This window comes from Paenibacillus glycanilyticus NBRC 16618, assembly GCF_004000805.1.
Classification (GTDB): domain Bacteria; phylum Bacillota; class Bacilli; order Paenibacillales; family Paenibacillaceae; genus Pristimantibacillus; species Pristimantibacillus glycanilyticus.
The window spans coordinates 54,829-68,837 of record NZ_BILY01000018.1 but is presented as its reverse complement, the minus strand read 5'-3'; the positions used below and the strand labels follow the sequence as shown (position 1 = coordinate 68,837).

Sequence of the window (14,009 nt, the reverse complement as noted above, 5' to 3'; positions counted from 1 at the left end):
TATGCTCGATTTGCTTTACTGGTCAGACCAGCCGATCGAGCCGTTTTTTCACTCCCATATGCATTACGAGGTTTATTATTTCCATGGCGGCAAATGCAACTATCTGATCGGCGACCAGATTTATGAGCTTGCTCCAGGCGATTTGATTATCATGTACGGCATGACGCTGCATTGCGCCAAGGCGGATCCGTCGGTTGAATACATCCGGTCCATCATCCACTTTGAACCAACGCTCTTGCAGCCCTATCTCGAATTGCCGCATGCCCGCAACATTCTTCAGCCGTTTCAGCAGCTGAACAATTACCGGCTGCGGCTTCGGGGAGAGGATAAAGCGGAGGTTGAGCGGATTCTGGCCAAGATGGACGAATATCAAAAACGCGGCGATGCGGTTGGCGACAACCGGTTCCGGCTTGCGTTTGTGGATCTGCTCTATATGATCCTTGATCATTGCGAGCAGCCGCTTCTAAACCGCAACAGGCAGGAATACAGCTCCGAGAAGGAAGCGACGGTGCAGCGCATTATTTCGGTGCTGGAGGAGAATTATACCGAGGACCTGAATATGGAGCTGCTGGAAGAACGGCTGCATTTAAGCAAGTCGTACCTTTCCAAGCTGTTCAAAGAAGTGACCGGCGTCACGATCTTTCATTACATTTATACAAGAAGGATCAACGAGGCGAAAATCCTGTTCCTGATGCAGCCGGAGCTGTCGGTTACGGAGGTATGCTTCCGGCTTGGCTTCAAGCATCTGGCTCATTTCAGCAGACTGTTCAAGCAATATGCCGGCATGCCCCCGGAGCAGTTCCGCAAGCGCGAGCAAGTGCAGGTTTAAATAATACTGATTAGGAACCTTGATAAATCAAGGTTCTTTTTCGTTTGTCCTTATTATTAATGAACTATTATTTCCGATGTCCACAAAACTCCTCCTGATATCCATTTCAAATACACATGTTGGACACAGGAACCTTTTATACTTCAACTTGCAAGAACATTAATAAAGGGGTAATGCCCCTCTATGAAAGGGATGTTATACATGAAATTCAAACAACAAAAAAAACTCGGGCTAGCCCTTGCTGCAGCTTTACTCGTTTCCCCGATCTCCCTATCTCTGCCAGCGGGTCAAGCGAAAGTGGCTGCTGCCAACGCAAAATTCAGCATCACAAATCAGTCTTTTAGCATTGAGGGAGTTAAGAGCAGCATCGGTACCATCAATAGCAACGGCTCCACTTTTATTGCATTGCGAAACTTAAATACGGCGTTGGGACTAGGAACAAATTTCGATAAAACGACTCAATCGGTTACTGTTACCGGACATAACCGGATCATGAAGCTGGATCTAAAAAACAAAACCGTGACGTTAAACGGTCAACTCATTAATGGCCAGCAAGTGATTGTACAGGATAATACGACATATCTTCCACTGCGCTTCTTGTTAGAACGCTTGGGCTATGAAGTGACGTACACCTCGGCTTCCAAGCAAATCGGCATTAAAGCCATTGCTGAGAATAAGCTGACGATCGAGGCCCACTCTTTAAGCGATAATAGCGGCGGCAAGAAGCGATTCGTTTATTACCCTGTGATCTCCGGCATGGGAAATACGGAAGTACAGACCAAAATCAATGCGCTGTTGAAGCAAGAGGCTGAGAAGACTATAGCCTTAGCGAGCCAGCATAACGAATATGATGTTATCAGCAACAGCAATCTTAAGGGAGAATTCGAAGTTACGTATAACGAGAAAGGAAAACTAAGTCTTTACACGTATTACGGCATCGATTCAGGCGGAGCGCATGACCTCCATAATCTCGTCCCTCATACGTTCGATCTGAATACGGGCAACGAGCTTTCCTTGAAGGACGTGACTGAAGGTAAGGCAAACTATGTGACGATCATTAACGATCAGATTAAAAAACAAATCAAAGACCGTAAGCTTGACGTGATCACGCCTTTTAAAACGATTGAGGCAAATCGTGACTTTTACTTAAGTCATAACGGAGTGGTCATTTACTTCACCGAAGGCGAGTTATTGGGCGCTGCGCAGGGCTTTCCTAGGTTCGTTATTCCTTTCTCGGCATTCAACCGTTAACCGATAGACAAGAACGCTGAAAAAAGCGCCCTCCTTCAACGGGAGAGGGCGCTTTTGCGAGTTTAGATAAACTGCTTTACATCGTTGTTACGGTTGAAACGGTATATGGCGATCAATGTAAACACGACGGCGAAGGCGAGGAGAATGAACAAGTTGAGCGCGAGACTTCCGATCGCTTGACCGTCCTGCAGCTTCGTAATGGTATCCAGAAGCCAGTGCTGCGGGAGGAAACTCGAGATTTTCTGAACGGTATCCGGCATAATCTCCGATGGGAAGAAGCAGCCGGCAAGAAGACAGGTTGGCGTAATGATTAGCGTCTGCAACGCGCTGGCGCCTTTGCTGTTTTTTGAGAACGCTGTGAGCAGCAGGGCAAGGGCGATAGCGACAAGCGAGAAAAGAAGGAGTATGCCTAGCATTTCTCCGAACGGCATCCCGGAATCGATACCGATGGCGTACTTTAGGACCAACAGGGTAACGACGATCTGCAATACTTGGATAATGAAGGTAACCAGCACGTTTCCTAGTACGAATCCTCGGGCCGAGAGCGGCGAGGACAGCAGACGGAGAAAGGTGCGATTTTCTCTCTCCTTAAGAATAAGGTTGCTCATGTTGACTGCGGAGAAGAGAAGGAACATCAGCAGGAAGCCAATCGTTTGATACGTCATGTCCTTATACTTCGCTGTATCTTCAAGCGATTCAGACTCGAACTTGAAGCTGGACTTTTTGTAATCCGCATAGATGGCGTCGAACGCATCCGCGTCGTTCTTCGTCGACTGGCCAATGGAGGCGACATTGCCGACGTAGCCTTCAAGCAATGCCTTCACGTAAGACGTCACTTCCGCGCCTTTTGCGGAGACAATCCGAAGATGAGCAGGTTGACCGTTCCGGACGCTGCCCGCGAATCCTTCCTCGAAGATAAGACCGCTGTCCAGCTTGCCGGAAGCGATATCCTTGTTCATGGACGCTTGGTCAACCATCGTGATCTTTACGTTGTTCAGCCCTTCCACGAAATGGATCGCATCCTGCGTCAACGTTTTGTCGCCTTCTTGGTTGAGGATACCGACCTTTAGGGTGCCGCCGCTGGAGCTTCCGTAGATTAGCATGGAGAGCAGGATGGCGGCGACCGGCAATCCGAAGTAAACGATCCAACTCGATCTCTTGCGGAAGGTCGAGAGGAGCTGCTTGCGCACGATCCAAAGGATGTTATTCATATCAGAACGCCTCCCGTTTGCGCATCGTAATGGCGACGAATGCGAGGAATGCTGCCGCAATCGCGGTATTAAGCCCCATGACTGGGAATACAGCCTGCAAGTCGTCGTTATAGATCAGCTTCATCAATGCTTCGTTCGCCCATCGAAGCGGCGAGACGTTCGCAATTCCGGCAAAGACGCCGGATGCTTCGTCGACAGGGAAGTAGGCGCCGCCGAACATGGATGCCAACTGAACGAAGATCATCATCACTGCGTTGACCGCATCGTCTTTGAATAGAAAGGCGATGCCAAGGCCGAAGCTGACCGCCAGCAGAACTTCGGTGAACAGCAGGAGGAACACGGAGCCCAGGTGGTTACCCCAATTGGCGTTAAATACGTATTTGCTGAAAAGGACAACTACAAGGATACACAAGAAGTTAATTAGGGTGCTAGCGATTACCTTACCCGCGAAAATTTCCAGTTTCCCGACGGGGGCTGCGGCCAGTCGCAGCGCTGTCTTCCGCTTCACTTCACCGCGAATGAGCCAGCTAGCCGACATGCAGGCATAGAAAGCGATCATGGTTGATTCTACGATTGCGTAATAATCGATGGAGCCTGGCTTACGGTCTGGAATAAGCGAGGATTCCTGGATGAACGAACCGGCCGAAGCTTCTCCAGCGATGATGGCATCCGCCGCTTCGGGACTGTTTTTCAAAGCTGCCGCGGCCAAGTTGTATTTGTCGGCAAACGAGGTTAGCATGCCTTGTAAAATATTGCTTGAGATTGTCTGACGGCTGCTCCCATAGAAGTGAATGCCGTTGTCGTCGATCTCCGCATACGCCGTATATTTATTATCCTGAACGGCTTTCTTGCCGTCGACACCGCCCTCGGCGGGCGTAAACTCGACGCCTTCTTTGCCGATCGATTGAGCGAATCCGTTCCAATAGCTTTGCAGCTGAGCGCTCTGCGCGGTATTTTTAACCAGCAGATTCATATCATCGAGTTCTACTCCGTTATTAAAGGCGTTAGTGAGAGCTGTTCCGAGGATCAGGATGAGTACGATCGGAAAGGCAAGCATCAGGAGAAGCGTACGTTTATCCCGCAAGTCCTTCTTGAACTCGAATAACGCTATGTTCAGCACGTTCACGTTCTTCGTCCTCCTTTAGTCTCTCAGGTTCCGGCCGGTCAAGGTCAGGAACACTGTCTCCAGATTCGGGGCTTGCTCTTCGACCGAACTAATTTCGACTTGATCTCGAATTAACAGTTGGATAACCCCGTTGAGATTATTGATTTCGCCTTTTGATACGATCTTGACCGTCTGTTCCTCCAACCGAACGGAATTGACGCCGGAGATTTGCTTCAGTGCGTTCAGATCAAGGCGCTCGGCGTTCTTCACGCCGATCCAAGTTTCCTTCGTATCGGTGATGATCGACTTGAGCTGCTCCTTCGTGCCTTCAGCGATAATCTTTCCGTGATCGACGATCGCGATCCGGGTACAGATCTCTTCAACCTCTTCCATATAGTGACTCGTATAGATGACCGAGCAGCCCATCTGATTCAGCTTTTTGACTGAGTTTAGAATGTAGTTGCGCGACTGTGGATCGATACCTACCGTTGGTTCGTCCATAATAATCAGCTTTGGGTGGTGAGCGATGGCGCAGGCGATGTTGAGGCGCCGCTTCATGCCTCCGGAGAAGCTCTTCGGCAGAGCCTTGCGCTTATCGCCGAGACCGACGAACTCCAGCGCCTCCTCCGTGCGTTCCTTAAGCAGTGCGCCGCGGAGACCGTACAATCCGGCGAAGAAGCTAACATTCTCGTAGGCGGTCATCTCTTCGTAGATCGCGAGATCCTGCGGTACGATGCCGATGTTCATTTTGGTGAATTTGTTATCCTTTACGATGTCTTTGCCGAGAAGCTTGATCTCGCCCTTCGTGATCCGCAGCAGAGAGGAGATCATGTTGATCGTCGTGCTCTTGCCTGCGCCGTTCGCTCCGAGGAAGCCGAAGATTTCACCTTCGTTAACGCTGAGATTCATGTTATCGACGGCGATGAAGTCGCCGAATGTTTTGGTCAAGTTGCGGATTTCCAATACGTTCATCCGTATCACTCCGTTTTCGGTAATGTTTATGGCTTTATTTTAATAAAAAAGGATGACCTCATGTCAGTGCATAAGTTCATCCTTTGTATATGAGAAATCTCATGGTTGAAGCGTGAGTTCTTTCATCCGCCTTTCTGGAAGGGCAGGAGAGTGGTCACGCGGAAGCCCTTTGTGCCGTCAACAATGACGGTCCCTCCCGCGGACGCGGCTCTCTCCTCCATGCCAACGATGCCCAATCCTTTGACAATTTTCTCAGTACCCTTGCCGTTGTCGGCGATGACGGACTGGATCATGCGGTTCAGCACGCGAATTTCGAATTCGATGGCGGTGGCCTCTCCGTACTTCAGCGAATTCGTCACCGCCTCCGTCGCGTTCTCATGGATAATCTTCCATTGAAGTGGCGTGACCAAATCCAGATCTCCCTCATGCGTGACGGTGGCGTTCACCGAGTGATTGGCGGACAACTCGTCCGCAAACAGCCTAAGCCGGTGGATGCCAAGCTCTTCCGACCGGGGCTTCATGTCTTTAAGCGTAAGGCGGATCCGCTCCAGCCCTTCTTTGGAGATCGTAATCGCGTTCCCAAGAAGCTCGGCTGCCTTATCCGGATTCGTACCGAACAGGCGCCTGGAAGCTTCCATCTGAATGAGGGCACCCGCCATCGCATGGCCGACTTCGTCGTGTATCTGCTGCGACAGCCGATTGCGCTCTTCCAGCTTACTTGTATACTGGGATTGGCGAATATACTCCTTATTTATACTAAGGGACTGCTTCAAATGCTGCAGATCGAGGCGAAGCGTTTCTCTCTCCCCGCCGATCTTCTCGAGCTTCTCCGTATGAACCCGCAAGCTATAGTAGAAAAGAAGGCTTAAGGAAGCTGCCAGAAGATAAATCAGGCTCTCATCTTCCGGGATGAGAAACAGCGGCACAAGTCCAAGCAGCAGGGCGAATCGGTTCCTTCCTCCCGACATCAGTACAATCTCATAAAGATTGACGGGCAGCAGCAGAATAAAAACCGTATTCAGACGAAAGGCGAACACAACGACAAGTACGGCCGAAAGGGCCGATCCGAGCAATTGAAGCCGTCTTTGCTTTCTCAGAATCGGAATGGCCATGTTCACGCACAGGTAGGACAAGTAGGCTAGTATTTCCCAAGGAGATGCTCCACGCACGACCGAATACGAGACGAAGATGACGTAGACAAGCAACACGGCCTTGTTGCCGATGATCCAAAATTCCATGCTGCGTCTCCTTAATCTTCCGAGGGCTTGACTTCGCCCGTCAAATAATAGATCGCGATTTGCGTCCTGTGTTCAAGACCCGTCTTGTTCAGGATGGATGTGATGTAATTGGCTGTCGTGCCTTCGGAGATGAATAACTTTTTTGAGATTTCCTTGTTAGACAACCCTTTAGCGATCTGCGCCATGATGTCGAGCTCCCGTTCCGTGAACAAGCTGCGGTTAATCCGATCCGAACCGGAGCCGGCAGCATGATTGTTATCTGTTTCGCGGGTTGCCGGAGGATTCGCTTGCGCGCCCGTCAACAGATTGGATTTGATCTTGTTCAGAACGGCGTCCTGGAGAACGTGATGATCATTGTAAACACTCTTTATGGCGTCCCGGATTTTCTCAGGATCGTTATTCTTGAGGAGGTACCCTCTGGCGCCCGACCTAACCGCTTCGAGAATGTATTCATCGTCATCGAATGTTGTAAGGATAAGCGGCTTGGCATTCGTCTGTTCCGTCAGGAGACGGGTTGCCTCGACGCCGTTCATATTCGGCATTCGCACGTCGAGAAGGGCGACATCCACTTCGTGCGAGCGGCAATAATCGACTGCCTCCGCTCCGTCTCCAACGGTGGCCACAACCTCGAACTCGTCGAACGTGGTGAGGATAATCTTCATTCCTTCACGGATAAACGAATTATCGTCCGCGATCAGCACTTTTATTTTCAATGGACAAGGCCTCCTTATGAACTCGCTTGCGAGCATACACATTGATACAAGAATATACCATTCGAGCTCAATCCGACAATCAATGATCGATATCGCTAGTACAACGACATAATAATCCCGATTTAGAACCTTGATAAATCAAGGTTCTTTTTCATTTCTTGTCGTTTTTTATAAACGTGAAAATCTCTTTATACTGGAATAACGACAAGAAAAGCACCCTATTAAGGGTTGTGTGAGCAATTTGTGCTGAGAAGATAAAGTGTCGACAGTCAGTACTTCATTAAGCTAACGGGCAGTTTAATGGAATGATTATCCGATGTTTACAAGTGTTGAGTTATGCTAATCTAAGATATATTGACTATAAGGCACGATTGTCGATTTTACTTAGAAGGAGTAGGGGAACATTTTCGGGAATGTAATTTTTGTTTTATTTCAAATTTATTTCTTCAGTGTTTTTTGGAAGCGAGATGGACCTTTGCAAACGATTCTAAACTCTTTAGGTTTGGTTAGCATTTATCTCGCAATTATTGACCCGTTTAGTTACAGCATTCGATTCCCTGCTATAATATCCGGGTTAATTGCTCTTATGATATCGTTTACTTTATGGTGGAGGAAACGTTTACGCGGGGAACGATAGTTCAAGACAACGCAACGGCAGCTGACATGATGGTCAGCTGCCGTTTTCATTAAAGTAACGGGCAGCTATTCCTATTATGAAGAAATACGAGATTTGAGGAACAAAAAGACTCCCTGATATGATGTATATGGGTCCCAGATGCTGGCCAGCGAACGGATCCCAATACAAATCAAGGAGACTACAAGATGAATTCTACTCAAAATGAACGCATTAATCAAATTACTTCTACTACCTTAATTGTCGGTGTAGACATTGCTAAATTCAAACACGTCGCTCGAGCACAAGACTACCGCGGAGTTGAGTTCGGGAAGCCGATCACGTTTGAAAACAACCACGAAGGATTTAAGTTGTTTGTTAGCTGGTTCCATAAAATCTCAAAGGAACGAGGCTTCCAAGATGTTATTGTAGGCATGGAACCAACCGGTCATTATTGGTTGAACCTTGCTCAATTCCTACGAAATAAAGAGATTATGTACGGTGTGGTGAATCCACTGCACGTCAAGAAGAGCAAAGAACTCGACGACAACTCGCCAACGAAGAATGACATCAAGGATGCAAAAGTTATTGCACAGCTAGTCAAAGACGGAAGATACGCCGTACCTAGCCTTCCCCAGGGAGTATATGCCGAATTGCGGGAAGCTATGAAAATTCGCGATCATCTGACGACTGATCTATGCGTTGTGCAAGCGCGTGTCCATAATTGGCTAGATCGGTATTTCCCTGAGTTTCTAACGGTCTTCAAAGATTGGGAATGCAAGTCCGCCGTCCAAATGTTAAGTCTTAATTTACTGCCGCATGAGCTGATTTCTATTTCCGATGAGGAGCTGCTGCAGCACTTGAGAGAAGCTGCGAAGCGAGGTCTAGGCCTGGGTAGAATTAAGAAGTTGAAGGAAGCAGCCATGTGTTCCGTCGGTATTCAACAAGGCTCAGAGCTAGCTAAAATGGAGCTGAAGCTACTGCTGACTCAGTACGAATGGCTTCAAAACAAACTCGAAGATTTAGGAGCAAAGTTAGATGAGTTGCTGTTGCAGATCCCTCACGTACAGCAAGTGTTGGCTATGAAAGGAATTGGTAGGGACACCATTGCAGGCTTTCTCGCAGAGGTGGGGGACATTCGCAAGTACCGTCATCCTAAGCAGATCACGAAGCTCGCTGGATTGAATTTGAAAACCAATTCATCCGGCACACATACCGGACAGACCCGGATAACCAAGAGAGGCCGGAAGCGTCTTCGAGCCTTGCTTTTTCGGGTAATAATGCCGTTAGTCGCTAAGAATGCAGCCTTCCGAGCGTTGCATGAGTATTACACCAAACGAGCTAAAAACCCGTTGAAGAAGATGCAGTCACTCATCGCGTTATGCAACAAACTCATTCGCATCTTATTCGGCATATTGAAAAAGGGACATGAGTTCAGTGAAGATAAAATGATGCAGGATATCCCTCGATGTGTAGAATTAACGCAAGCAGCTTAAACGAACTTTTCCAACTAGCATGACCTAAGCCAAGACGATAGATAACAAGAAGCACGGATGAGTCGGAACGGCACTAAACCTACGGACGAAGATCCTGCCGGGCAGCATATCTGACCTCCACCTCATGGACAGGTTGAATGAAGGAATGTGGGAGCGTAGACTCTGCGAGATGTGGGAGGGTAGCCGCCATGAGCTCATGTGGAGATCCAAAGGTGCAACCATACTTTACCACAACATCCACTTTTTAAAGCGAGTGGTCTAAGTGGAGGCCTTTTTGCACTTTAATTGCCCCATAAATTTCTTTGTCTACAACTTCGTTCCAGTGAAATGTTGATTGTTGAATCTTAAATTCGGTCAAAATCTAAGAAAACGTGAGTATTTAAGAGAAAAGCAATTCTCCATAGAGGCAGGATAGTTACATGAACCTCCCTATCATTAACCCATTTTTCTATAAATAGTTTCTAGTCTAGCCCATAGTTAGCTATTAGTCCATGCTGAAAAAAAACAACTCACGTACACTGTACAATCTTTATAGGAGGTGTCATGGTTGAGTTGTCCCGATACAAAAAAACGGTGCAAAAGGAAACCCATTATTGTATGCCATCCAAAAGGGAAGAAAAAGAAACGTCATCCGCATAAAAAGCATATTTGTATAAAGTGTCCCCCGCTTAACGGACAGCAATTATTAAGTGAACTTGCTGAAGCAATTGTAACGGCTGGACCTCAAGGACTTGCGGGAGCACTTGGACCCCAAGGATTAACAGGACTTGTGGGAGCAATCGGCGCACTTGGACCTGAAGGATTAGCAGGAGCACTTGGACCCCAAGGAGCAGCAGGCCTTGCAGGAGCGATTGGCTCACTTGGACCCCAAGGACTCGCAGGAGCACTTGGACCCCAAGGAGTAGCAGGCCTTGTAGGAGCGATCGGTTCACTAGGACCTGAAGGACTTGCAGGAGCGCTTGGACCCCAAGGAGCAGCAGGCCTTGCAGGAGCGATTGGCGCGCTTGGACCCCAAGGATTGGCGGGGCTTGCAGGAGCTATTGGCGCAGCTGGAGTGACGGGTCTAACAGGAGCAACTGGACCAGCTGGTCCAGCAGGACCTGTAGGGCCGACAGGTGGAGTATTAGGCTTTGCGGACTTCTTTGCCTTAATGCCTCCTGATAATGCAGCAACTGTGGCTCCTAATACGGACGTTAGTTTTCCGCAAGATGGTCCAATTAGCGGGACAGCAATTACCCGTTTAAATGCGAGCTCATTTAACTTGGCGGCAATTGGCACATATCAGGTTTTGTTTCAGGTAAACGTAAACGAAGCGGGTCAATTGCTTTTAACGTTAAATGGCGCTGACCTAGCTTATACGGTGGTTGGGCGTGCAACTGGAACTTCTCAAATCGTAGGAATGGCGCTTGTGCAAACAACGGTCATTAATTCAGTGATCACAGTTCGGAATCCTGCAGGTAATGCTGCGGCACTCACAATTACCCCATTAGCTGGAGGGACCAGGTCGGATTCTGCACATCTTGTTATTATGCAGATTGCATAGAGGGTAAAAATCTATACGGGATTCTTTACTCCTATTATTGGGCGCATTCTCCGTATGCACTAGAAAGAATGGTAAAACAGGGATATTTTCTATTTGACATAGAGAACATCCCTGTTAGATATTTAGTTAGAATAGAAGGTACATAAATTAGATATTATCCAACATTTTTTTGTATGTTTGTTCTTCGTGCTAACTGGAGATTAAGCTAACGGGGAACGATAGCTCAATCAGAACATCGCAGTAGCCGGTCAATAATGACCGGCTGCTGGCGTTTCTCAACTAAGGCAGTTACGAATACGCAACAAAATATTTCCATATGCGTCTCTATATTTAAAATGTTATAGCCACAAGAAGGAGGGTTGTATTCTGAAACATTCCGCTCTACTTGTTTTGTTAGTTATGCTTATTACAATTGTTGGATGTCAAAGTGACGCTAAGGCAGTACCAAAAGCCAAGATGTTCTGTATAAAAGTAGATATACCTAAGGATTTAAAAGACGATAAGGTTTTTGATGTTAGTAGTTCTTTAAGCAATAATTCAAATAGTTCTTGGAAGTTAGAGCACGGAGCAGATATGTTCACTTATGAGGTTTATGATACGAAGGGTAAGCTTGTCCATCAAGATGTAAAGGAGCGATTTGTAGATTCTATCGGCTATGTAACCACTTTGAAGCCAAAAGGCTTATATAGCTATGATGAAGGTGAACATGTTTCCCCAAAATATAATGAGCTTTTATTAAAGAAAGGAAGCTATGAAGTAATTTCAAAAGCAAAATTCAGAATTAATAAAGATGGTAAAGAATTTGATTTTGAAATTAAATCCAAACCTTTCAGACTCAATGTTTATTAAGTGTACTATTTGATTCTGACATTACGTTAACGGGAGACAATAGCTTAATGCAACATAAAAAAGTAGTCGCTAACTTAACGGCTACTTTTTTTATGTAAAAGTATTGATGGATGCTCATGTAATCTGATCGGCAGTCGCTTTTCATTGAAAGCGCAGTATTCCAAAACGCTGCTGATTACATTCATGCAGTTTTCTAGCGATTACAATTTCTTATCATTATTCGCAAATCGGCCTGCGCCTTCTGTCAGCACGGCTACGACGCGGTGAGTCATTTCGTCCACACTTATATCTTCACAAGATTTGCTCCATTGTACCGCGGCGCCGAATATCGACCAACTTGTCATGAGAGCCATCGTGTCGACATGGATTGTCCACTCAGCCTGGTCCGCCCGAAGCTTTTGTAGCCAGCGTTGCAGCAATTCGGAGAGCTCGTCACGTACCGAGCTCTCGAATAGCGGGTTTACCGTATCGATCGGGCTGCACCGACCGTATAGTGAGCGAACGTGATCCAGTACTATTCGGACCAGCATGAGCAAATGCTCGGGATTCCAACCTGCATCCGTTGGAAGTTCACGCTCTAGTATATGGCGAAATTTATCACGAATGGACTGCTCCAGCAGCGCGAATTTGTCCGGAAAATGAGCGTAGAACGTCCCCCTGTGTACATCTGCGCGGTCGGTGATATCCTGGATTGTCATCGCGGTAAATCCCTTTTCCCGCATCAGTTCCGCGAACGATTGCTTCAGCAGTAACTGCGACCGCCTCCGTCGTCTATCGGCTTCATTCCTCTCCGTTTCCATCGTTTATAACGCTCCTCGCTTGACGTCAACGGAGCTCAAGAGCCGACAGCCCCAACAAAATCGTCGATTTGTCAGGTAAACGACTTGCGGGCTGTATTGTCCGTTGTTACCAGTCTTCGATTTTATTACTATTGTAATGAACGTGGCCCGTTTATTCAATGAAAGGAAAGAGGGATAAATGATCATGGCGATGGAAATACCTCAGAAAATGAGAGCGATCCGTTATTTTACTTACGGAGGGGCAGACGTGTTGCGTTGCGAGGAAGTGCACGTTCCAGAGGCAGGTGAAAACGAGGTTCTCGTCCGCGTTCATGCAGTCGGCGTCAATCCAGGCGATTGGCAGATCCGTTCGGGCTTAGCTGGCGATCGATTTAAACTTCCTTATATTCCTGGCTGGGATGTTTCGGGAGTGGTTGCCAGTGTGGGGGCTGGAGTAACAAGCTTTCGTCCGGGCGATGCCGTTTACGGGATGACCGTCAACAGTGGGGGTTGCGCGGAATATGTCATTGTACCGGCCGGGCATTTGGCTCTCAAACCTGAATCAATTGATTTCGTCGAGGCTGCGGCTTTGCCTCAGTCTGGCTTTACCGCTTGGCATGCGTTGTTCGTACAAGGAAAACTAGAGACGGGACAAACGGTACTGATCAACGGCGCCGCCGGGGGAGTCGGCCACCTTGCGGTCCAACTCGCCCGATGGAAGGGGGCGCGCGTCATCGGAGCCGCTTCTGCCCGTAACGAGTCATACTTGCTCGATCTGGGCGTAGATGCGTTTGTCGACTATACAGCCAGTGTACCGGCAGAGATCGAACGTAGCGTGGACATTGTCCTCGATACAGCGGGAGGAGAAAACGTAGACTGGCTTCTGAATACCCTGAAGCCGGGAGGTCGCCTCGTACCGATTACGCGGGGGCGCTATTCGTTCGATAACGCGGCAAAGGCGTCTGTAACAGTCCAGGAGGTGCAGTTCCCGCCGATCGCTACTGCTTATCTAGACGAATTGACCCGCCTAGTTAACGGCGGACAATTGAACATAACGATCGACTCTGTGTTTCCCTTAGAGGAAACTGCCAAGGCACATGAAAAAAGTGAGAGCCGCCGAGCGCGTGGTAAAATCGTCATCCGCGTGCTGTAGTGGTGAAGACAAAGGTTTCTACATTTCAAAATAAGGTCAATGTTTTAAGCTAAACGGGATACGTTAGTTGAATGAGACAGTGGAGCAGCCGATTAATAATGCCGGCTGCTTACGTTGTATTTATGAGCAAGTATTTGTTCAAAATTTAAAAGGGAGTTTCTTGTCGCTGTACTATGATCGATATGTGCTGCCCTTTTTTCAATTTGCCTCTTGCAAAAACTAATGATATTAGTTATTATAAAACTAACGATATTAGT

The 14,009-nt window shown here is 47.7% G+C and carries 12 protein-coding genes; 6 read left to right on the top strand and 6 right to left on the bottom strand.

All coding sequences use genetic code 11. The annotated features are described in order from the left end of the window. Window position 1 precedes the first annotated feature (1 nt). Window positions 2-829, top strand: coding sequence for an AraC family transcriptional regulator (locus PGL01S_RS16085; RefSeq protein WP_127495620.1), 828 nt, complete (start codon window positions 2-4; stop codon window positions 827-829). Window positions 830-1,030: 201 nt separating this feature from the next. Beyond that, window positions 1,031-2,080, top strand: coding sequence for a stalk domain-containing protein (locus PGL01S_RS16080; protein WP_164775492.1), 1,050 nt, complete (start codon window positions 1,031-1,033; stop codon window positions 2,078-2,080). Between the two features lie 62 nt (window positions 2,081-2,142). Here PGL01S_RS16080 and PGL01S_RS16075 read toward each other — a convergent pair whose 3' ends face one another. The 5 genes from PGL01S_RS16075 to PGL01S_RS16055 all read right to left on the bottom strand — a co-directional run bounded on the left by PGL01S_RS16075 (window position 2,143) and on the right by PGL01S_RS16055 (window position 7,319). Beyond that, a complete protein-coding gene (locus PGL01S_RS16075) occupies window positions 2,143-3,291 on the bottom strand; it encodes an ABC transporter permease (protein WP_127495618.1) in 1,149 nt (382 codons plus the stop codon). Between the two features lies 1 nt (window position 3,292). After that, complete coding sequence (locus PGL01S_RS16070; RefSeq protein ID WP_127495617.1) at window positions 3,293-4,417, bottom strand: ABC transporter permease; 1,125 nt, start codon at window positions 4,415-4,417, stop codon at window positions 3,293-3,295. Window positions 4,418-4,432: 15 nt separating this feature from the next. Beyond that, window positions 4,433-5,368, bottom strand: a complete 936-nt coding sequence (locus tag PGL01S_RS16065; protein ID WP_127495616.1) for an ABC transporter ATP-binding protein — start codon at window positions 5,366-5,368, stop codon at window positions 4,433-4,435. A 122-nt stretch (window positions 5,369-5,490) separates the two neighbouring features. Beyond that, window positions 5,491-6,606: a sensor histidine kinase gene (locus tag PGL01S_RS16060; protein WP_127495615.1), complete on the bottom strand. Its 1,116-nt coding sequence runs from the start codon at window positions 6,604-6,606 to the stop codon at window positions 5,491-5,493. An 11-nt stretch (window positions 6,607-6,617) separates the two neighbouring features. Beyond that, window positions 6,618-7,319 (bottom strand): response regulator transcription factor, encoded by a 702-nt coding sequence (locus tag PGL01S_RS16055; protein WP_127495614.1) that lies wholly within the window; start codon window positions 7,317-7,319, stop codon window positions 6,618-6,620. Window positions 7,320-8,141: 822 nt separating this feature from the next. On the opposite strand from PGL01S_RS16055, the gene PGL01S_RS16050 reads away from it, so the two are divergent. From PGL01S_RS16050 to PGL01S_RS16040, 3 genes are all read left to right on the top strand, one after another. Then, window positions 8,142-9,428, top strand: coding sequence for an IS110 family RNA-guided transposase (locus PGL01S_RS16050; protein ID WP_127495613.1), 1,287 nt, complete (start codon window positions 8,142-8,144; stop codon window positions 9,426-9,428). Between the two features lie 547 nt (window positions 9,429-9,975). After that, on the top strand, window positions 9,976-10,971 hold the full coding sequence (locus PGL01S_RS16045; protein ID WP_127495612.1) for a collagen-like protein: 996 nt from the start codon (window positions 9,976-9,978) through the stop codon (window positions 10,969-10,971). Window positions 10,972-11,370: 399 nt separating this feature from the next. After that, window positions 11,371-11,820 carry a hypothetical protein gene (locus PGL01S_RS16040; RefSeq protein ID WP_127495611.1) on the top strand — a complete coding sequence of 150 codons (450 nt, stop codon included), beginning with the start codon at window positions 11,371-11,373 and terminating at the stop codon, window positions 11,818-11,820. A gap of 200 nt (window positions 11,821-12,020) precedes the next feature. Here PGL01S_RS16040 and PGL01S_RS16035 read toward each other — a convergent pair whose 3' ends face one another. Then, window positions 12,021-12,620: a TetR/AcrR family transcriptional regulator gene (locus tag PGL01S_RS16035; RefSeq protein ID WP_127495610.1), complete on the bottom strand. Its 600-nt coding sequence runs from the start codon at window positions 12,618-12,620 to the stop codon at window positions 12,021-12,023. A gap of 178 nt (window positions 12,621-12,798) precedes the next feature. On the opposite strand from PGL01S_RS16035, the gene PGL01S_RS16030 reads away from it, so the two are divergent. Continuing rightward, window positions 12,799-13,752: an NADP-dependent oxidoreductase gene (locus PGL01S_RS16030; protein WP_218032372.1), complete on the top strand. Its 954-nt coding sequence runs from the start codon at window positions 12,799-12,801 to the stop codon at window positions 13,750-13,752. Window positions 13,753-14,009 lie beyond the last annotated feature (257 nt).

Excerpts from the sequence above, each read along its gene's own strand:
- PGL01S_RS16040 (WP_127495611.1), top strand. The coding sequence starts at position 11,371 with ATGCTTATTACAATTGTTGGATGTCAAAGTGACGCTAAGGCAGTACCA.
- PGL01S_RS16050 (WP_127495613.1), top strand. The coding sequence starts at position 8,142 with ATGAATTCTACTCAAAATGAACGCATTAATCAAATTACTTCTACTACC.
- PGL01S_RS16085 (WP_127495620.1), top strand. The coding sequence starts at position 2 with ATGCTCGATTTGCTTTACTGGTCAGACCAGCCGATCGAGCCGTTTTTT.
- PGL01S_RS16065 (WP_127495616.1), bottom strand. The coding sequence starts at position 5,368 with ATGAACGTATTGGAAATCCGCAACTTGACCAAAACATTCGGCGACTTC.
- PGL01S_RS16060 (WP_127495615.1), bottom strand. The coding sequence starts at position 6,606 with ATGGAATTTTGGATCATCGGCAACAAGGCCGTGTTGCTTGTCTACGTC.
- PGL01S_RS16030 (WP_218032372.1), top strand. The coding sequence starts at position 12,799 with ATGATCATGGCGATGGAAATACCTCAGAAAATGAGAGCGATCCGTTAT.
- PGL01S_RS16075 (WP_127495618.1), bottom strand. The coding sequence starts at position 3,291 with ATGAATAACATCCTTTGGATCGTGCGCAAGCAGCTCCTCTCGACCTTC.
- PGL01S_RS16035 (WP_127495610.1), bottom strand. The coding sequence starts at position 12,620 with ATGGAAACGGAGAGGAATGAAGCCGATAGACGACGGAGGCGGTCGCAG.
- PGL01S_RS16080 (WP_164775492.1), top strand. The coding sequence starts at position 1,031 with ATGAAATTCAAACAACAAAAAAAACTCGGGCTAGCCCTTGCTGCAGCT.